The sequence below is a fragment of the Stagnihabitans tardus genome, from assembly GCF_009925085.1.
Classification (GTDB): Bacteria; Pseudomonadota; Alphaproteobacteria; order Rhodobacterales; family Rhodobacteraceae; genus Stagnihabitans; species Stagnihabitans tardus.
In genome coordinates this window covers 343,313-361,132 of the sequence record NZ_JAABNR010000002.1, presented here as the reverse complement: position 1 = coordinate 361,132, position 17,820 = coordinate 343,313, and the positions used below count along the sequence as shown (strand labels likewise).

The window sequence follows — 17,820 nt, the reverse complement described above, 5'->3', positions numbered from 1 at the left end:
CTTTTGCCGCAAGAGTGCGGACGAAAGGACCTGCCGTGCTTCTGACCTGCATCACCACTGTCTTCAACGAAGGCCCTTTGCTCCTGACCTCGGTCCGATCGATTCTCGGCCAGTCGATGGAGGATTTCGAACTGATCCTGGTCGATGACGGCTCGGGGCCAGAGACTCTGGCCGTGCTGGAGGGGCTGACCGATCCGCGCATCCGGGTGATCCGCCAGGCCAACGACGGGCTTTCCTCGGCCCGCAACCGCGCGTTGGAGCAGGCGAAGGGCGAGTATATCTGCTTTCTGGATGCCGATGACAGCCGCCCGAACTGGGCCTTTGCCGCCGTGGCCCGCGTCATCGCGGAACGGGCCCCTGACCTGATCCTGACCCCCGGAGTCCTGCAAGAGGTCCGGGGCGAGGTCTCGGCCTTTTACGACCAGCCGGTCTTCGACGCGATCGCCCAGGCCCTGCCCGCCGGCCATCTGACCCGCCAGACGCCCGATGCCTCCCGGCTGCGCGCCCTGGCCCAAAGGATCGAGCCGCAATCGGCCAACAAATTCGTCTCGCGCGATTTCCTGCGCCGGGCGCGGCTGGGCTTTCCGAACGGGCATTTCTTCGAGGACATCTTCTTTCACACCGGCGTCGTGACCCTGGCCGAAAGCATCGCTTTCCTGGACGCGCCCAGCTTCTGCTACTATCGCCGCTATCTGCGCCCGCAGATCACCGCCAGCACGGGCGAGCTGCGGATGGATGCCATCGCGGTCGCTCGCCTGACCCTGGACAGTTTCGCCAAGCGGCCCGAATTCGCTGACCCGCTGCACCGGGGCGCGGTCCTCGTCTCGGTTCTGCGCATCCTGGCCTGGTGCGCGCATGAGATCGGCTATCCGCAGCGCCCGGCCTTCCGCCTGGCCAGCCGCGCCATGCTGCGGCTGATCGACAAGGGCTGGCTGGACCTGCCCTGGCTGCAGGACCCCGCCCTGACGCCCTCCGAACTGGGCGACGTGACCGCCGCCCGCCGCTTTCTTTCGGGACTGGAGCGCCAGGCATGATCGAAGACCACAGCCTGCCCGAAACCGTCGAGATCCGCGCCTTTGGCCAAAGGCTCCAGCTGCTGGCCCCCAAGCTGGCCTTTCTGCGCCAGGACAGCCTGTGGCGGCTGAAGACGCATTACGGCCCCGCCATGGCCGCCCGCAGCCTGGAGCCGCAGGGCCTGGCCATCGACATCGGCGCGGGCTTTGGCGCCTTTGCCCTGCCCTTTGCCCTGGCCTATCCCGGCTGGACGGTCCTGGCCTTCGAGCCCGATCCGCTGGCCTTTGCCGCCCTGGCCCGGAACGCGGCGCGACTGGGCGCGGCCAACCTGATCGCCCTGCCCCTGGCCGTGGGCCCGGATGCCGCCCTGGACGACCCCGAAGCCGTGGGCGCGGCCCTGGGCGAGGCGCTTTACGCCGAGCCCGGTGCGGCCGAGACCCTGGCCCGGCTCTTGCCGCGCCAGGCCTTCGCCCGCCATTCCACCGACCATGGCTTCATGCAGCCGGGCCTGCCGCCCGATGCCGCCTTCCACGAGGCCCTCTTCCCCACCCTGCCCGTCAGCCTCTTGACCGACCTCGCCCCGCATCTTCTGAAGATCACCGCCCCTCAGATGGAAACCCCGGTCTTCGAGGCCCTTCGGGATGTGCCGGTCGACCATCTTCTGGGTGAGCGGTGGAGCCATGTCGACTGGGCCCTGGTCTGCGGCGAACACCGCCCGGGCCGGCGCGAGGCCTGGTTGCCACTGACCGGCCCGGGGCTCCTGGTGCTGCGCCACACGCCGGGACCGCGGCGGCGCGGGCTGGATGTGGTCGTGGCGCTCTATAACCAGGCGGCCTATGTGCAGGACTGCGTGGCGGCCCTGGTGGCCCAGGATTGCGAGGACCTCAGGGTCATCGTCGTCGATGATGGCTCGACCGACGACAGCCTGGCCCTCCTGCAAGCGGCCTTTGGCCATCACCCGCGCGTGACGCTTCTGTCCAAGGCCAACGGCGGCTGCGCCTCGGCGCGCAACTATGGCCGGATGCAGTCCGACGCCAGCCACATCGCCTTCGTCGATGCCGATGACCTGCCGGGGCCGGACCTCTTTCCCGGGCTCCTGGAACTGGCGCGCCAGACCGGGGCCGAGATCGTGCAGGGCGGCTATCACCTCTTCGAGGGCGCTTCCACCATCGCCTCGGTCGAAAGCCGCGAGGCCATGGTGATCCAGGCACAGTGCCACCGACTGGGGGCCCATAGCTGCCACCTCCTGCCCGCCTGGTGGCTGATCTCGGGCCAGCCGACGATCTGGCGCCGCGTCTATCGCCGCGATTTCCTCGACAACCGCCGCCTGTGGTTCCCTGAGCACATCCGCGCCTTCAACGACCAGATCTTCCAGCTTCTGACCCTGCAGGCGGTCGACAACGTGCCGATGCTGGACGGGGTCTCTTACGGCTATCGCCAGCACCCGGGCCAGGACATCCGCCAAAAGGACGAGCGGCATTTCTACTCGCTGGAAATGTTCCGCATGGCGCTGCGGCGCGGCCTGACCGAGGGCTGGCACGACTTCCAGCCGCTCTTGCGGAGCTTCGTCAACACCGTCAACTGGGTGACCGAGGGGCTGCGGCCCGACCTTTTGCCCGCCTTCCTGCAAGGCACGGCCGAGCTTTGGGTCATGGCGGGCAAGGTCCAGCCCCAGCCCGCGCCCGAGGATGTGGACTTCTCCCATCCCGACCTCGCCGCGCTTATCGCCGAGGCCCGGGCGCGGCTGGACGACCTGCCGCAATCGACGGCCTATGTCTTTCTCGACAGCCTGCAATGGCAGGTCCCGATGGTGCGTGCGCCCTGGAGTTAAGTCGGGGGGGTTAAGCCTTCTTGTGGTTCTTGTCCTCGCGCAGGTCGCCGAAAAGGTTGCGGCTTTCCAGGTATTCGCGCTGCTGGCGGTAGAACTCCATCAGGAAATCCCACTGCGCCACCTCGCCCTGCGGCATGGGGGCAAAGTCGATGCGGCGGCAGATGGCGCGGGTGACCTCGTCCAGGTTCTTGATCGCCGGCGCCGACTTCGGCCGGTTGCGCAGGATCTGCTCCAGCACCTGCAATTCATGGCGGCCATAGATGTCCAACTGGCGCTGATCGAAGACCAGTTCCGGCGCCGCCCGCGCCAGGGACAGGTCGGGCATCAGCTTGGGCTTGGGGTTTTCCACCACCACGGTCCCCGCCAGCATGTCGCCCAACCGCTGCGAGGGCTTGTTCAGGAAGGGCACGGTCATCACCGCTCCCATCCACAAGAGGATCACCCAGTCGAAAAACCCGCTGACATCGGAGGAGAGCATCAAGGTCTCGATCGGCAGGAAGACCTCGGCCTCCTTCATCAGGTTGCGCGCGACGATCTGGTGCGGCGTCAGGCGGCGGCCATCGAGCGAGATCACCCGCAGCCCCAGGATGCGCTTGCCCAGCGTGCGGCCGTTCCAGATCAGCTCGGTCAGGATGTAATAGGGCACCCGGATCAGGAAGAAGACCAGGGTCACAAGGGTCCAAAGCGCGTTCCAGTTCAGCAGATCCAGCCACAGAAGGCCGAAGAGCAACAGGAAAGCCCCGGTCCAGGTGAGGACGATATCCAGCACCTGGGCGCCGAAACGGGCGGCGCGGCTGGCGATGCGGAAGGGGATGGGAACGCCCTCGGGCGGGGTCTGGTGCAGGATCTTGCCCTGGGCGGTCTTGGTCAGGTTCATCGCGGCCTCCCTGACAGCACCAGCCAGGCGGCCCAAAGCGCCCCGATGCCCCAGCCGATCACCAGCCGGGCCTCGGTCGACTGGATGATCTGGCGGAAAAAGCCCTCGATGATCGCGGCCACGATCAGCATGATGGCGGCCAGGCCGAATAGCCGGACCGCGTCGCGCCCGCGTTCCTTCAGCGCGGCGCGGCGGGTCATCTCTCCGGGCAGGATCACCGCCAAGCCCATCTGCGCCCCCCCGGCACAGGCCATGACCACCGCCGTCAACTCGGTCACGCCATGGATCGAGAGCCAGCCCGTGACCTCGTAGCCCAGTCCGTGGCGGCCAAAGGCCATCCAGAAGGCGCCGATCACCAGCCCGTTGTAATAGGTCAGCACGAAGGAGGGGATCAGCGCGAAGATCCCCACGGCAAAGATCAGGATGGCGATCTGCGTGTTGTGGGTGAAGAGGAAGGAGGCAAAGGTCGACAGCGCCTCGGTCTCATGGCCGCCCCCGTCGAACAGCGTCGAGCGCAGGTATTCCCGCGAGGCATCGGGCGTGCGACCATCGCCGAGGCTCGGTGGCACGAAGGTGTAAAACCAACTGGGGTCGCGGGCGACGAGCACCGCTGCCGTGACCGCGCCAAGCGCCAGGGCCACGAAGGCGATCAGGATGGCGGCCCAGGACCGGCGCACGGCCTGGGGGATATCCTGCCGCAAGAGCTTGCCCACCAGGCCCGAAAGGCTTTCCTGCGGGGCATGGATCACCAGGTAGGCCCGGGCCGACAGGGCCTCCAGGTAAGCCAGGAGGGCCGCATCCATCGAGATGGCGCGGGCGACGGAGAGGGCATTGACGATCTGCTGATAGAGGTCGGAAAGCTCCAGCACCTCGGCATAGGTCATATGGACGACGCCGCCTTCGGCCTTGGCCACCAGGGCCTCGGCCCGGGCCCAGGCGGGCTCGCGTTCAGAGCGGAAACGGGCGGATCGCAGAAGGTCGCTCATATCATCTCCCGCGCCTTGATATCCATGTAGCGCGAGATCAAGGCAGGCGTCAGGTCGCCCGGCGTGGTGTCGAGGCAGAGGATGCCCAGCCGCTGCAGCCGGTCCAGCACGCGCTGGCGTTCGTCCGACAGCCGCCGCGCGGCGATGGCGGCGGCCACCGGGGTCAGGCCGGGGGCTTGGGGATGGGTCAGGGTATCGAGCTCGGGGTCGCGCAGAGAGACGTAAAGGATCAGGTGCTGGCGGCGCATCACGGTCAGGTTCTCGACCAGGAGTTCCGCCGTCACGCTGTCGGAGAAGTCGGAAAAGACCACGACCAGGGTCCGGCGTTTCAACTGCCCGGCCAGCGAGGTCAGGCCCAGAGTGTGGTTCGTCTCGGCATCGTCCTGGGTCAGGTCGGCACTATGGGCGCGGATGCGGGCGAAGCTCTTCTGCCCGGGCTGCGGCGGTAACCAGGCCCCGGGGCGCGGCCCGAAGGAGAAAAAGCCCATGACGTCCCCCGCCAGCACCCCCGCCCAGGTCAAGGCCAGGGCCGCATGGATCGCATGGTCCAGCCGCGCAAGCGACCCCAGCCGCTCTCCCATCAGGTGGCCGGTGTCGAGACATATCACGATCTGATGGTTGCGCTCGGCCCTGGTCTCACGCGAGACAAGCTTGCGCATCCGCGCCGAGCGTTTCCAGTCGATAGACCGCCGGTCCATCCCCGGCACGAAATCCCGTAGCTGGTGGAAGTCCGAGCCCTCGCCGCGCAGGGTCATGACATGGCTGCCCTCCAGCAGAGGCAAGATCTGCGTGCGGATCGCGCCCGAGAGGATCGGGTGGACATCGGGCAGGCCGGTGACGGAGAGGTCCAGAGGCCAGCGGGCGATGACGTCGAAGAGGCCAAGGCGCGAGGGATACATGGCCTCCAAGGCCGTGATCTTGTGGGTGCCGCGCCGCAGGATGGTCAGGGGCAGCGACAGCGCCCGCTCCACCACGCCATCGGGGCGCGGGGCGGCAAGCCCGGCCTCATGCGTCAGCCGCAGGGCCATGGGCGCCGTCGCAGGCCCGGTCAGGGTCAGGGCCAAGCCCACCTCATGGCCCGCAAAGCCATGCGGGGCCAGGTCGGCGGTCAAACCGAGCCTGCGCGCCGGAGTCGTCAGGACAAGGTCCACCAGCGCCAGGGCCAGGACCGCGGCCCACAACAAGGCGACCACGGAGCTTTCAAGGTCGAAGCCCACCAAAAGCACGACCGACAGCGCCAGAAGCCCCGTGGCGATCCCCAATAGGCGGACCCCGGGCCGCATCAGCGCGGCGCGTCCTGGCGGTTCAGGATCGTGGTCAGCACGTCATCCGCGCTTCGCCCCTCGATCTCGGCGGTGGGCCCCAGCACGATCCGGTGCCGCAGCGTCGGCACGAACAGCCGTTGCACATCGTCGGGCAGGCCATAATCCCGCCCGTCCAAGGCCGCCCGCGCCCGGACCGCCCCCGCCAGCGCCGTCGCCGCCCGGGTCGAGGCGCCGTGCAGGACCTCGGCATCCACCCGCGTCGCCCGGATCAGGTCGACGATATAGGTCAGGATCGTCTCATCCAGCCGGATCGACTGGATCAGCGCATGACCCTCGGCCAGGGCCTCGGCCGTCAGGACCTGGGGGATCTCGGAAATCCGGGGCGTGCCGGCTTGCAGGATGGCGACCTCGGCGGCCTTGTCGGGGAAATCCACGATCAGCTTGAAGAGGAAGCGGTCCAGCTGTGCCTCGGGCAGGGGATAGGTCCCGTGGCTCTCGATCGGGTTCTGCGTCGCGATCACGGTGAAGTTCGCGCCCAGGGGATGGGTGACGCCGTCGATGGTCACCTCGCGCTCGTTCATCGCCTGGAGAAGCGCGGCCTGGGTCTTGGGCGGCGCCCGGTTGATCTCGTCGGCGAGAAGCAGGTCGGTGAAGATCGGCCCCTTGGTCAGGGTGAAGGCATTGGTCTGGAAGTTGAAGAGGTTGACCCCCAGCACATCGCCCGGCATCAGGTCGGGCGTGAACTGGACGCGCCCAAATTGCAGCGCCACGGCCCGGCCCAAAGACTGCGCGAGCAGCGTCTTGGCCGTGCCGGGAGGCCCTTCCAGCAGCACATGGCCATGGGCGAAGACCGCCGTCAGGACCGCGTCGATCAAGGCCTCCTGCCCCCGGATCACGCCCCCGATGGAGGTGCGGACCTGGGTGGCCAGGTCGCGGAACTCTTCAAGCGTCATCGCCATGGGTCAGGATCCTTTGAAGCTGGTGATAGGTGTCAAGCTGGCGGCGCAGCGCCGCCGCAGGCTGGGGCGTGGCGCGCATCAGCTCTTGCGCCAGGCCCTGGAATTCGGCCGCCCGCGCCGGGTTGCGGCGGGCCAGCAGCGGGAAAAGCCGCGCGACCTCGCCGCGGCCCGCGCCGAAGGCGGTCTCGGCCATGCGGGTCAGGTCGGATTTCACGTAATCGGCCACCATGGCGCCATCCTGCCCGGTCAGCCGGATCAGCCGCGCCCGGGTGGCAATCGCCTCGCGGCGCGAGCGTTCGGGCGTCTCGTCCTGCGGGGCGCGCACCGGGCCAAACCGCCGCGACCCGCGCCAGAGGAACAGCGCCAAAAGGATCGCCAGCATGGCCCAGATCTCGCCCAGGGGCGGCTTGAAAAAGCGCCAGAGGTCGTCGGGCGTGCGTTCGTAATCCACCCGCTCGTCGCCGCCGTCATAGGTCGTGAAATCGGCCTCGAACCGGTCGAGATAGACCAGGTCCGAGGGCGCGACCAAAAGGCCGCGCAAGAGCCCCGCCCCCACCCCGGCATTGTCGGCCAGGGTCAGCCCGTGGTTGTTCAGCAGGTCGGGATCGGCAAGCACATAGAAGACCTCGTCATCCTCGCCCCGGCAGGAGATGACCTGCGCCCAGTTCCCCCGGCGCCAATAGGCCGAGCAGCGGTCGGGCAGGTCGGTCGCGTCGAAGCTTTGCTCCATGAAGGCCGCGCCCGCATGGCCATAGGCCCGCGCCTCGGCAAAGGAGGCGGGGTTGCGGCCGATCTTGACTCCGTTGATCGCCAGCTGTTCGAAAAGCGGGCGATAGGCCTCCAGCGGGATCGCGGTCTCGGGGGCGGCCACGCCCTCCTGCACCGCCGCCCAGCGCCATTTCGGCAGGACGATCAGCGTCGTCGCCTGCAGCCGCTTGGAGCGCACCGCCCAGGCCGAGATGTTGCGCTGCGTCACGTCGCCCACGGTCTCGGGGCGGTCGTCGAAAAGGTCCATGTCGTAAAGCGGCAGGATGCGCAGGCCGATGTCGCCGACCTTGATCGCGGTGCCGGGCGCCGCGACCTCGACCTTCAGCCCCTGGTCCGTCAGCACCTTGACCAGCCCGTCGGTGCCGATGACCGAGGCATCCAGCCCGCGCAGCTCTTGCCGGGTCGAAACCCCGAGCCACCAGAAGCCCAGCCCGATCAAAAGCGCGATCGCGAGGCCGGCGACCCACTTACCCATGGGCGCCCCCCAGGATGCGGCGCCCCGCATCCAGCGCGGCACTGAAGCCCGCATCGCTGACCGGGCGGCCGCCGTAATGGGCCAGCTCCGCCGCTTGCAGGATCAGCCGAAGCTGCGGCTTCTCGCCCGGCAGGCGGGAAAAGGCCTCGCGTTCGGTATCGGCCCGGGCGAGGCGCGTGCGGCTGTCCTCGGCCGCCTTCAAGAGGCAATGACGCAGAAGCCGCACCAGGGCGGCCTTGCGGTCGGTCATGTTGGCGATCTGCTCCAAAAGCGAGGAGGGCGCGATGTCGCGCTCGACCTGCCAATGCTCCGGCGCGGTGACCGGGGCGCCCTCTTCCGGCTTGCGGCGGGTCAGGACGCCCGCGCCGCCAAAGCGCAGGATCAAGATAAGCGCCACGGCCAGAAGCCCCAGGACCCAATAGGCCGAGGCCCCGCCCCCCGCGATGCGCGGCGCATCGGGCGGCGGCGGAGGCTTGGGCTTGGCGATATTCTCGGCGCTGCCCGCATAGGTCATGCGGCTGTCGATGCCCTGTGCCTCCATCTGCGCGGCAATCGCCTCGCCCTCCGGCCCGCGCGGCGGAGGAAGGGGCGCATTCTCGGCCAGGGCCGGCACCGCAAGGAGCCAAAGGATCAGCGGAGCCCGCATCGTTCAGAAAGTATCCGCGATCGACAGACGCGGGTCGGGGCCGTAGCGGTTGGTCTCGGGCCGGGTGGGCAGGAGGCAGATGACCAGCGAGGCCAGCGAGGCGATCCAGCCCACCAGGGGAACGATGCTGATCAGGACCAGCCCCAGGTAGAGCCAGCCCGAAAGGCCACGGTCATGGAACCGCCGCACGGTCACGGCGATCATGGGCAGGATCAGGGCGAGGTAAAAGAGCAGTCCCAAGCCGAAGATCGCCAGGGCCAGCGGACTTGACTCCAAGATCTGCTGGCCAAGATCAGACCCGGCAGAGGGCGGCGCCCCTGACCGCGCGACGCTGGCGCCGATCACGAAAATGATGCCAAGGCCCAGGATGGAGAAGAGCACGAACCACCAGAACTCCGAGCGGGTCGCCCGGCCCGAAAAGGTGACATATTTCGACAGGCAGGTGCGGACGGATTGGGCAAAGGTCATGGTCTATCCCTCGGGCTGTCGAATAAGCGCAGGATGGCAAAGGCTTGCCCCCCGCGCAACCTCTTTGCGGCGGCGAGGGAGAGGGGTGGCGGGAAGGCCACAGGTGCGGGGCAGGCTCATGGGGTCCCGCTTTGACGCTCGAGGCCCCGGGTCAAGCCCGGGGCGGCGGGGCGTGGACGATACCGTTGCGCTGCGTAGCCCGGGGTATACCCCGGGTCCCCGGCACCCGTCAGACCACCGCGCTTGGCAGCGGTTGCCCGGCGAAATGCGCGGTCAGGTTGGCCCGCATCAGGGCCCCCATCGCCTTGCGCGTCTCGACCGTGCCCGAGGCGTGATGCGGTTGCAGCACGACATTGGACAAGGCCAGGAAGCGCGGGTTCAGATGCGGCTCGCCCTCGAAGACATCGAGCCCCGCCCCCGCGATCCCCCCGGCCTCCAGGGCCGCCAGCAGGGCCTCTTCGTCGATGCAGGCCGCGCGCGAGATATTGACCAGGAACCCCTCCGGCCCCAGGGCGGCCAGCACCTGGGGGCCTACGATATGACGCGTCTCGGCATTGGACAAAGTCGTGACGATCAGCGCATCCGACCGCGCGGCCAAGGCCACCGGGTCGGCCACGAAGGTCATGCCGTTGTCCTTCGGCCTCCGCGCCGAATAGGCCAGGTCGCAGCCGAAGCCCGAAAGCCGCTCCGCCACCGCTGCCCCGATCCGGCCGAGGCCAAGGATCCCCACCTTCATCCCCGCAACGCGACGCTGCAACGGAAAGGCCCCCTGTTTCCACGGCCCCCGCGCATGGGCCTCCGCCTTGACGATGCCCCGGGCCAGCGCCAGAAGCATCCCCACCGCAAGGTCCGCGCAATCCTCGGTCAGCACATCGGGCGTGTTGGTCACCCGGATGCCCCGCGCCCGGCACAGGTCAAGATCGACCGCATCGTAGCCCACGCCATAGATCGCCACGATCTCCAGCTTCGGACAGGCGGCGAAGACCTCGGCCGGAACCCCAAGCCCGCCATTGGTCGCAATCCCTCGCACCCGGGGCCCGACCGCTGCCAGGACCGAAGGGTCCTTGTGCAGCGCCACGACCTCGAAGGCTTCGGCCAGGGGGGTTTCGTCCCAGGCCGGATAGCCGCTGAGTTGCAAGAGCACGGGTTTGGTCATCTGAGGCTCACCTATGGGGTCTGTTATCGTTAACATAGCCAGACCCCTCCGGGCTGTCGAGCGTTTTTGATCGTGAAAACGCATCACGGGACTTGAATATGGCAGGGGTTCTGCGCCATTTATCCAGCATGACAGCAAATGTCCCCTCCTCGGCGCCGCAGGGTGCCTTCGATCCAAGCGGCCAGGGCGAGGCTCTTGGCCGGGCCGTGGCGCTCTTGCGCGCGCTTGGCCACGAAGGGCGGCTCGAGATCCTGTGCAACCTGATCGGGGGCGAGCGCAATGTCTCGGACCTGACCCAGGCCGTGGGCACATCGCAGCCTGCCGTGTCGCAGCAGCTCATGCGGTTGCGCGCCGAGGGGCTGGTGAAAAGCCGCCGCCAGGGCAAGATGATCCTCTATTCCATCGCGCAATCCGAGGTCGTGCAGATCGTCTCGGCGCTGCGCGATGCCTATTGCCCGACCGAAAACGGCGCCTGCTGAAATCCGCGTTTGCCGGGCGTTAAGAGATCGGCGGCTAAGGTCTGCCTCTCAATACGAGGGGGCAGGACATGCTGCGCAAGATTCCGATTCGCACCGCGCTTTATATCATCGGGGCGATTTCGATGCTGGCGGTCATGGCGATAGCCGGGCTTTGGGGCTTGGCCTTCTACCAATCCTCGCTCAGCTATGACCGGCAGGTGATCCTGGGCCAGGTGACGCGGCACACGGTCACGACCGACATGTTCCACGAAGGGATCGAGGCTGCGACCGTCACCGGTGTCCTGACCGGCCCCAACGCCACGCCGGGGGAAAAGGAAAAGGCGCGGGAAAGGCTGGAATCCGCCATTGCGGGGATCGAGGCCGAATTCGCCATGCTGGAGGCCATCGACGACTTCCCGACGCTCAGCGCGCGGGTCGATGCGGCGCGGCCCATGGTAGAGACCTATGTGAAAACCGCCCGCTCGACCGTCGACATCGCCTTGCAGGACGTCGCCATGGGCCGGGCGCAGTTGCCAAGCTTCATGGACAGCTTCTCGAAACTGGAGGTCGAGCTTGCCGCCATGGCCGAGGAGGTGGAAAACGTCAGCACCGCCCTTCAAGAGGAAAATCGCGGCAAGACGAAGCTTTACGGCCTTCTGGGTGGCGTCGGCGCGTTGATCGCCATGGCGATGATGGGCATTTCCGCCTGGAAGCTGACCCAGATGATCGTCACGCCGATGGGGCGGCTTCGCCGCGCCCTCGCGCAGGTGGCCAGCGGCGATTTCGCCTTCCGCATCGGGTCGATCACGCGCAACGACGACATCGGCGCCATCGCGCGCGACATCGACCGGGTCTCGGAGCGCGTCGTGGCGATGATGGCCGAACGCGACGCCCAGCAGGACGAAGCCGCGCAGATCATCGCAGCGCTGGGTCAGGGCCTCCGCGATCTCGCCCAGGGCAACCTGGCGGCAGAGATCACCGGCAATTTCACGGGCAGCTATGACAGCCTGCGGAGCGATTTCAACCAGGCCGCCCAGCAGCTGCGCCAGTCGATCCACCAGGTGGTCGAGGTCAGCACCACGATCCGCGCCCAGTCCAGCGATCTCAGCCGCGCCTCCGAGAACCTGGCCAGCCGGACCGAGAACCAGGCCGCCACGCTGGAAGAGACCGCCGCCGCGCTGGAACAGGTGACCGGCGGCATGAACAGCGCGGCCAGCAACGCGCGCGAGGTCGAAGAGGTCGTCCAGCGCGCCCGCAACGAGGTCGAGCACAGCGGCACGGTCGTGCTTTCGGCCGTCAGCGCCATGCACGAGATCGAGGCCTCCTCGAGCCAGATTTCCCAGATCATCGGGGTGATCGACGACATTGCCTTCCAGACCAATCTCCTGGCGCTGAACGCCGGGGTCGAGGCCGCGCGCGCAGGCGATGCCGGGCGCGGCTTCGCCGTCGTGGCCTCCGAGGTGCGGGCGCTCGCGCAAAGGTCCTCGACGGCGGCGAAAGAGATCAAGGGCCTGATCGGCGCCTCGGCCCAGCAGGTCGAGAAGGGCGTCCAGCAGGTCGATCAGGCGCGCAGCGCGCTGAATGCCGTGGTGACCCAGGTCGCGCGGATCTCGGACCTGGTGTCACAGATTGCGCGCGGTTCGGGCGAACAGGCCCGCGCGCTGCACGAGATCAACCTCGGCGTGGCACAGCTGGATCAGGTGACGCAGCAAAACGCCGCCATGGCGGAGGAAAGCGGCGCCGCGTCCCGCGCGGTCGAGGAAGAGGCGATGGACCTGGACAGGATCGTCAGCCGCTTTGCCCTCGGCCGGACGAAGGGGGCAGCCAAGGCCGCGCCAAAACCCGCGCCAAGCCAGGACGAGGGCGGGGGCTGGATCGCCGCCTGAACAAGGCGACCCCGCGCTCACAGCCTCAGCGGCTCCGTCGAGGACGGCGTCAAGCGGATGCGCAGGCGGCCCCGCGCTCAGAGCCTCAGCACCATGTCCCGATGCGGGATGCCCGCGTCGTCATAGACCTCGCCCAGGGCCTCGAAACCCAGGGCCTCGTAGAAGCCCAGGGCATGGACCTGCGCCCCCAAGATCACGCGCGCGAGACCCATGTCGCGAAAACGGGCGACGGCGGCCCGGATCAGGGCCGCCCCGATCCCCCGCCCCCGCGCCTCTGCCAGCACGCAGACACGGCCGATCTTGCCCGTGTCGCCCAGAACCAAAAGCCGCGCCGAGCCGAGCGGCGCCCCCTCTTCGGCCAGGAGATGGATCGCCACCGGATCGAGATCATCCAGCTCATCAGCCTCGGAGACCCCCTGTTCCTCGATGAAGACGATGCGGCGCAGCCTGCGGCACAGCGCAATGTCCCTCGTCTCGGCGATGGTCACCGCCATGATTTTCCCCTCTCGCTCCGGGGCAAAGGCTCCCCCGCCCAAGACCCGCCAACCCGAATGCCCGACAACAGCGCCCCGGCGCCAGCTGTCCAAAGCCCGAAGCGTCGCCACCCCCGGGGTCGGCAGGTCTGCCCCCGGGCCCTGACAGGCCCCGGGTCCAGTCGGCAGAGCCCTCCCCGGCAGTCGGCAGGGCCACGAAGGGCCAAAGGCCCCGCCCCCCCAGTCGGCAGAGCCCAAGGGCCCCACAAACCCCGCCGCCAGACTCTCCGACGGCAGAGCCCCCGCCCGTCAGGCGAAGTAATCCCTCAGGATCCGCCCATAGATCGCCTGCAACTGCGCGATTTGCGCCACGGGCACGCATTCATCGACCTGGTGCATGGTCCGCCCCACGAGCCCGAACTCCACCACCGGGCAATGATCCTTCACGAACCGCGCATCCGAGGTCCCGCCCGAGGTCGAGGCCACGGGCCGCCGCCCCGTCTCGGCCTCCACCGACCGCGCAACCAGCTCGGTGAACGCCCCCGGCGCCGTCACGAAACTCTCGCCCGAGATATTGACCCTGACCCCGATCTTCACCCCGGTCTCGGCCTCGACCGCAGCCGCCTCCCCCCGCAGCCACTCCGTCAGGCTCGCCCCGGAATGGGCATCGTTGAAGCGGATGTTGACCGTCGCCTGCCCCTTGGCCGGGATCACATTGGTCGCCGGGTTCCCGCAATCGACCGTGGTGATGGCAAGGGTCGAGGCATCGAAATGCGCCGTCCCCTCATCCAGCGGCCGGTCGATCCGCGCCAAAAGCTTCACCAGCGCGCTCATCGGGTTCCGCGCCCGGTGCGGATAGGCCGAATGCCCCTGCACCCCCTCCGCCGTGAACCAGGCCGTCAAGGAGCCACGACGGCCGATCTTCATCATCTCGCCCATCTCGTTGGGGCAAGTGGGCTCGCCCACCAGGCAATGGCTCATCTTCTCGCCGTTCGAGACCATCCAGTCCAGCAACGCCACCGTGCCATCGACCGAAGGCCCCTCTTCATCCCCGGTGATCGTGATGACCACCGCTCCATCGGGCGGGGTCGTGGTCACGAAATCCACCGCTGCCGCGACAAAGGCCGCGACGCCCGACTTCATGTCGGTGGCGCCGCGCCCATACATGACCCCGTCCACGACCTCCGCGCCAAAGGGATCATGGGTCCAGGCCGCCGCATCGCCCACCGGCACGACATCGGTATGGCCGTTGAACCCGAAGCTCTTGTTCGCCCCGCGCGCGCCCCAACGGGCAAAGAGGTTCGAGACGCCGCCCCGGTCCACCCGCGTGCAGGCAAAGCCCGCAGCGGAAAGCACCTGTTCCAAAAGCACCAGGGCCCCTCCTTCGTCCGGCGTGACGGAGGGGCAGCGAATGAGGCGGGAGGTGAGATCGATGGCATCCATCCCCCTTTCATGCCCAAGCCAAAGCCGGATGACAAGCGCCAAGCCCCGCGCTATCCTGCACGAAATCCGGCGCAGACCTGTCCCCAAGGCCAGGCAGACCGGAACGAGGCAGGCATGACACAGGCTCACGAAACCCCTTCGATGGAATGGCGGGTTCTCTCGGACATGGTGCTCCCCCCGGGGCGCGCGCCGGACAACGATCTTCTGACCTCCGGCCTCCTGGTCGCCGAATTCGCCCTGCCGCTGGAACGGCCCCAGGTCCTCCTTCGCGCCGAGGGCGAGGCACAACTCTCGCTCTATGCCGACCCCGAGGCCGGGATCACCCTGACCCACCGCCAGGGCGCGCGCCTCGTCAACCACCGCCTGGCCGGAGCCCTGCCCGCGCTGCGCGCCACGGCAAGGGTCTCCTTCCGCTTCGAGGCGCGCTCGGGCCGCTGGCGGATGGAGCTGCGGGTGATAGGCAGCCCGGGCCATGACCGTGCGGCACCGGGCGTGGGGGCCATGGCGATCCGCGTGGCGGAATTGCAGGTGGCGAGGCGGGCCAATGCGCTCCTCTGGTATGGGCTGACCGAGGCGCAGAGCCTGCCCGCCCATGCGCCCTGGATCGGCCCGCAAAGTCTGATCGACACCACGCGGGGCCCGGTGGCCGCCCGCGACCTGGCACCCGGCGATGGCATCCTGACCCTGGACGAGGGCGCCCTGCCCCTGCACCGCCTGATCCCGCGCCGCCTGCCCGCAAGGGGCAGCTTCGCGCCGATCCTGTTGCGCAGCCCCTTCTTCGGGCTCACCTCCGACATCCTGGTCTCGGCCGATCAGCCGATCCTGATCTCGGGGGCCTCGGTGGAATATCTCTGCGGTACGGAAGAGGCCCTGGTGCCGGCCCTTGCGCTCTGCGACGGGTCGCTGGCCCAGCGCGAAGAGCGCCGCCCGGTGATCGAGGGCCTGGCCCTCGACCTCGGCCGCCCGGCACTGATCCTAGTGGACGGCTGCTGCCTGATGTCCCATGCCGCGCCTGGTGAGGTGGCCCCGCGCCGCACCCTGGCCGATTGGGAGACGACGCCGCTCCTGGCGCTCTTGGGAAGGGTGGCGCTGCGGCATGTGGCCTGAGGGGCGCTGCCGACTGCGCCCTCAGCCCTGAACCGCCCTACCTTGGGCTCCGCCGACTGCACCCTGGTCGTGGCGGCACGGGTCCGGAACCCTCGGCCCGGGTCACCGGAGACCGCGTCACCCGCGCGACCGCGCACAGTCGGCAGGACGACGCGTGAAAGCCTCGCGGGAGGGGTCAGTCGGCAGGGCCCACCCGCCCGGGTCGGCAGGACGACGCCAGGTCTTCAGGCGACCCAGCACAGTCGGCAGGGCCCCCGAGCCCCCTCAGTCGAAAAACGGCGTGACCTGGGCCACGATGACCGAATTCTCGGCCAGGGCGCGGGCCATCAGCGCCCGCTCCTCCGCGTCGATCTCATCCCCCGCCGCCTCGCGCTCTTCCAGCGTGCCATAGCCCTGCACATCCAGCGGAGCCATATCGGCGGTCTTCAGGATGGCCACCGTCTCGCGCACGGCCTCTTCCTCGTCCACGCCCGAGGCATAGCACAAGAGCCCCGCCCCCGTGGCCTTGGGCGGCAGACCATCCTCGGCCTTGCGCCCGACCTCGACCAGCAAAGTATAGACCTGCTGGGGCCGCTTGGTCTTGACCGGCTTGTCTTCGGGCATGGGTTCGTCGGTCATCGGAGGGCCCCTCTGTGGCGTCAAGCCGGTTTGGATCGCGCGCTTCTACCAGCACCGCCCCCCCCGGCGCAAACCCAAAAGCCCAAGGCCCCCGGGGCCAAAACGAAAAGCCCCGGGTCCTGCCCGGGGCTTCCACGTCAAGGTCCGGGACCTCAGACGCCGCCGCAGCGCGAGCCCTCGCGGCAGGCGCCCGAGCGGCGGCCCAGGATATCCATGCCCGGCATGACGGTGTCGACCGTGACGCCCGTGGCGGTGGTGGTCCAGGCATGGTCCATGGCCAGCACGGGGGCGGCGACGGCGGCAAGAAGAACGGCGGCGATCAGGGTCTTCATTCTGTAACCTTTCGGGTCATTGGGATACGCGGTTTCTGTCCCCAATCTGCCGCAGAAAAAGGCCCCCGGTCAGGGACCGAGGGCCAGCGAAAAATCAGACCTTGGGCCGATGCCGCCTGCGCCCTTGGTCTCAGACCAGGCGCTGAACCGGGCGCCGCTTCAGTCGCGCAGCAGCTCGTTGATCGAGGTCTTCGACCGCGTCTGCGCATCCACCCGCTTGACGATGACCGCGCAATACAGGTTCACCCCGCCCTTGGAGGGCATCGAGCCCGCCACGACGACCGAGCCCGCAGGCACTTCGCCATACATGACTTCCCCGGTCTCGCGGTCGACGATCTTGGTCGACTTGCCGATGAAGACCCCCATCCCCAGGACCGAGCCCTCACGCACGATGCAGCCCTCGACGACCTCGGACCGCGCGCCGATGAAGCAATTGTCCTCGATGATCGTCGGGCCCGCCTGCATGGGCTCCAGGACCCCACCGATGCCGACCCCGCCCGACAGATGCACATTCTTGCCGATCTGCGCGCAGGAGCCCACCGTGGCCCAGCCATCGACCATGGAGCCCTCATCGACAAAGGCGCCGATGTTGACGAAAGAGGGCATCAGCACGACCCCCTTGGCGATATAGGCCGAGCGCCGCACGATCGACCCCGGCACGGCGCGGAAGCCGGCCGCCTTCCAGTCGCCTTCCGTCCAGCCCTGCCATTTCGACGGCACCTTGTCCCACCAGTTCGACCCGCCATTCGACCCCGAAATCTCGTACATGTCGGTCAGGCGGAAGGAGAGAAGCACCGCCTTCTTGGCCCATTGGTTCACATGCCAGTCATTGCCGCGCTTCTCGGCCACGCGCAGGGCGCCCTTGTCCAAGGCCTCCAGCGTCGCCTCGATGGCGTCGCGGGTCTCGCCCCTGGTCTGGGCGTTCAGCGTGTCGCGAACCTCCCAGGCGGCTTCGATGGCGGATTCGAGTGCGGCATGCGACATTGTGACCTCCAAAGTTTCAAGGCGGTTTACAGATCAAGCCCCCGCCGCGCAATCGCTGATGCGAAGCGCCATGG

General features: G+C 68.2%; 18 protein-coding genes. 5 read left to right on the top strand and 13 right to left on the bottom strand.

Annotation, left to right across the window (positions count from 1 at the left end):
- Window positions 1–14: 14 nt before the first annotated feature.
- Together GV832_RS03445 and GV832_RS03440 are read left to right on the top strand one after the other, a co-directional pair.
- Window positions 15–1,034, top strand: a complete 1,020-nt coding sequence (locus tag GV832_RS03445; protein WP_168773418.1) for a glycosyltransferase family 2 protein — start codon at window positions 15–17, stop codon at window positions 1,032–1,034.
- Window positions 1,031–2,845, top strand: a complete 1,815-nt coding sequence (locus GV832_RS03440) for an FkbM family methyltransferase (protein WP_168773417.1) — start codon at window positions 1,031–1,033, stop codon at window positions 2,843–2,845. The genes GV832_RS03445 and GV832_RS03440 overlap by 4 nt, the downstream gene beginning before the upstream one ends.
- 10 nt (window positions 2,846–2,855) lie before the next feature.
- Here the strand turns inward: GV832_RS03440 and GV832_RS03435 are convergent, their stop codons facing one another.
- From GV832_RS03435 to GV832_RS03400, 8 genes are all read right to left on the bottom strand, one after another.
- Window positions 2,856–3,722 (bottom strand): RDD family protein, encoded by an 867-nt coding sequence (locus tag GV832_RS03435; protein WP_168773416.1) that lies wholly within the window; start codon window positions 3,720–3,722, stop codon window positions 2,856–2,858.
- Entirely contained in the window at window positions 3,719–4,708 is a 990-nt protein-coding gene (locus tag GV832_RS03430; RefSeq protein ID WP_168773415.1) for a stage II sporulation protein M, read from the bottom strand. The genes GV832_RS03435 and GV832_RS03430 overlap by 4 nt, the downstream gene beginning before the upstream one ends.
- A complete protein-coding gene (locus GV832_RS03425) occupies window positions 4,705–5,991 on the bottom strand; it encodes a DUF58 domain-containing protein (protein WP_168773414.1) in 1,287 nt (428 codons plus the stop codon). Before GV832_RS03425 ends, GV832_RS03430 begins: the two co-directional genes overlap by 4 nt.
- Window positions 5,991–6,932, bottom strand: a complete 942-nt coding sequence (locus GV832_RS03420; RefSeq protein ID WP_227754199.1) for an AAA family ATPase — start codon at window positions 6,930–6,932, stop codon at window positions 5,991–5,993. Before GV832_RS03420 ends, GV832_RS03425 begins: the two co-directional genes overlap by 1 nt.
- Window positions 6,916–8,175 carry a hypothetical protein gene (locus GV832_RS03415; protein ID WP_168773413.1) on the bottom strand — a complete coding sequence of 420 codons (1,260 nt, stop codon included), beginning with the start codon at window positions 8,173–8,175 and terminating at the stop codon, window positions 6,916–6,918. The genes GV832_RS03420 and GV832_RS03415 overlap by 17 nt, the downstream gene beginning before the upstream one ends.
- A complete protein-coding gene (locus GV832_RS03410) occupies window positions 8,168–8,821 on the bottom strand; it encodes a hypothetical protein (protein WP_168773412.1) in 654 nt (217 codons plus the stop codon). Before GV832_RS03410 ends, GV832_RS03415 begins: the two co-directional genes overlap by 8 nt.
- Window positions 8,822–8,824: 3 nt before the next feature.
- On the bottom strand, window positions 8,825–9,289 hold the full coding sequence (locus tag GV832_RS03405; RefSeq protein WP_168773411.1) for a DUF805 domain-containing protein: 465 nt from the start codon (window positions 9,287–9,289) through the stop codon (window positions 8,825–8,827).
- A 229-nt stretch (window positions 9,290–9,518) separates the two neighbouring features.
- Window positions 9,519–10,445, bottom strand: coding sequence for a 2-hydroxyacid dehydrogenase (locus GV832_RS03400; protein WP_168773410.1), 927 nt, complete (start codon window positions 10,443–10,445; stop codon window positions 9,519–9,521).
- 128 nt (window positions 10,446–10,573) lie between these two features.
- Between GV832_RS03400 and GV832_RS03395 the strand changes: the two genes are divergently transcribed.
- Window positions 10,574–10,924 carry an ArsR/SmtB family transcription factor gene (locus tag GV832_RS03395; protein WP_168773409.1) on the top strand — a complete coding sequence of 117 codons (351 nt, stop codon included), beginning with the start codon at window positions 10,574–10,576 and terminating at the stop codon, window positions 10,922–10,924.
- A 68-nt stretch (window positions 10,925–10,992) separates the two neighbouring features.
- A complete protein-coding gene (locus GV832_RS03390) occupies window positions 10,993–12,789 on the top strand; it encodes a methyl-accepting chemotaxis protein (RefSeq protein WP_168773408.1) in 1,797 nt (598 codons plus the stop codon).
- Window positions 12,790–12,866: 77 nt separating this feature from the next.
- Here the strand turns inward: GV832_RS03390 and GV832_RS03385 are convergent, their stop codons facing one another.
- A complete protein-coding gene (locus GV832_RS03385) occupies window positions 12,867–13,283 on the bottom strand; it encodes a GNAT family N-acetyltransferase (protein WP_227754198.1) in 417 nt (138 codons plus the stop codon).
- Between the two features lie 288 nt (window positions 13,284–13,571).
- Window positions 13,572–14,705: a succinyl-diaminopimelate desuccinylase gene (gene dapE / locus GV832_RS03380; protein ID WP_168773407.1), complete on the bottom strand. Its 1,134-nt coding sequence runs from the start codon at window positions 14,703–14,705 to the stop codon at window positions 13,572–13,574.
- A 114-nt stretch (window positions 14,706–14,819) separates the two neighbouring features.
- On the opposite strand from dapE, the gene GV832_RS03375 reads away from it, so the two are divergent.
- Window positions 14,820–15,812, top strand: coding sequence for a Hint domain-containing protein (locus tag GV832_RS03375; RefSeq protein WP_168773406.1), 993 nt, complete (start codon window positions 14,820–14,822; stop codon window positions 15,810–15,812).
- A gap of 264 nt (window positions 15,813–16,076) precedes the next feature.
- Here the strand turns inward: GV832_RS03375 and GV832_RS03370 are convergent, their stop codons facing one another.
- From GV832_RS03370 to dapD, 3 genes are all read right to left on the bottom strand, one after another.
- Entirely contained in the window at window positions 16,077–16,430 is a 354-nt protein-coding gene (locus GV832_RS03370; protein WP_227754197.1) for a DUF8846 family protein, read from the bottom strand.
- A gap of 152 nt (window positions 16,431–16,582) precedes the next feature.
- Window positions 16,583–16,762, bottom strand: a complete 180-nt coding sequence (locus GV832_RS03365; protein ID WP_168773405.1) for a hypothetical protein — start codon at window positions 16,760–16,762, stop codon at window positions 16,583–16,585.
- Between the two features lie 159 nt (window positions 16,763–16,921).
- On the bottom strand, window positions 16,922–17,746 hold the full coding sequence (gene dapD, locus GV832_RS03360) for a 2,3,4,5-tetrahydropyridine-2,6-dicarboxylate N-succinyltransferase (RefSeq protein ID WP_168773404.1): 825 nt from the start codon (window positions 17,744–17,746) through the stop codon (window positions 16,922–16,924).
- Window positions 17,747–17,820 lie beyond the last annotated feature (74 nt).

What these genes read in the sequence shown, in the direction of transcription:
- GV832_RS03440 (WP_168773417.1), top strand. Translation starts at nt 1,031, where the DNA reads ATGATCGAAGACCACAGCCTGCCCGAAACCGTCGAGATCCGCGCCTTT.
- GV832_RS03435 (WP_168773416.1), bottom strand. Translation starts at nt 3,722, where the DNA reads ATGAACCTGACCAAGACCGCCCAGGGCAAGATCCTGCACCAGACCCCG.
- GV832_RS03430 (WP_168773415.1), bottom strand. Translation starts at nt 4,708, where the DNA reads ATGAGCGACCTTCTGCGATCCGCCCGTTTCCGCTCTGAACGCGAGCCC.
- GV832_RS03425 (WP_168773414.1), bottom strand. Translation starts at nt 5,991, where the DNA reads ATGCGGCCCGGGGTCCGCCTATTGGGGATCGCCACGGGGCTTCTGGCG.
- GV832_RS03420 (WP_227754199.1), bottom strand. Translation starts at nt 6,932, where the DNA reads ATGGCGATGACGCTTGAAGAGTTCCGCGACCTGGCCACCCAGGTCCGC.
- GV832_RS03415 (WP_168773413.1), bottom strand. Translation starts at nt 8,175, where the DNA reads ATGGGTAAGTGGGTCGCCGGCCTCGCGATCGCGCTTTTGATCGGGCTG.
- GV832_RS03410 (WP_168773412.1), bottom strand. Translation starts at nt 8,821, where the DNA reads ATGCGGGCTCCGCTGATCCTTTGGCTCCTTGCGGTGCCGGCCCTGGCC.
- GV832_RS03405 (WP_168773411.1), bottom strand. Translation starts at nt 9,289, where the DNA reads ATGACCTTTGCCCAATCCGTCCGCACCTGCCTGTCGAAATATGTCACC.
- GV832_RS03400 (WP_168773410.1), bottom strand. Translation starts at nt 10,445, where the DNA reads ATGACCAAACCCGTGCTCTTGCAACTCAGCGGCTATCCGGCCTGGGAC.
- GV832_RS03395 (WP_168773409.1), top strand. Translation starts at nt 10,574, where the DNA reads ATGACAGCAAATGTCCCCTCCTCGGCGCCGCAGGGTGCCTTCGATCCA.
- GV832_RS03390 (WP_168773408.1), top strand. Translation starts at nt 10,993, where the DNA reads ATGCTGCGCAAGATTCCGATTCGCACCGCGCTTTATATCATCGGGGCG.
- GV832_RS03385 (WP_227754198.1), bottom strand. Translation starts at nt 13,283, where the DNA reads ATGGCGGTGACCATCGCCGAGACGAGGGACATTGCGCTGTGCCGCAGG.
- dapE (WP_168773407.1), bottom strand. Translation starts at nt 14,705, where the DNA reads ATGGATGCCATCGATCTCACCTCCCGCCTCATTCGCTGCCCCTCCGTC.
- GV832_RS03375 (WP_168773406.1), top strand. Translation starts at nt 14,820, where the DNA reads ATGACACAGGCTCACGAAACCCCTTCGATGGAATGGCGGGTTCTCTCG.
- GV832_RS03370 (WP_227754197.1), bottom strand. Translation starts at nt 16,430, where the DNA reads ATGACCGACGAACCCATGCCCGAAGACAAGCCGGTCAAGACCAAGCGG.
- GV832_RS03365 (WP_168773405.1), bottom strand. Translation starts at nt 16,762, where the DNA reads ATGAAGACCCTGATCGCCGCCGTTCTTCTTGCCGCCGTCGCCGCCCCC.
- dapD (WP_168773404.1), bottom strand. Translation starts at nt 17,746, where the DNA reads ATGTCGCATGCCGCACTCGAATCCGCCATCGAAGCCGCCTGGGAGGTT.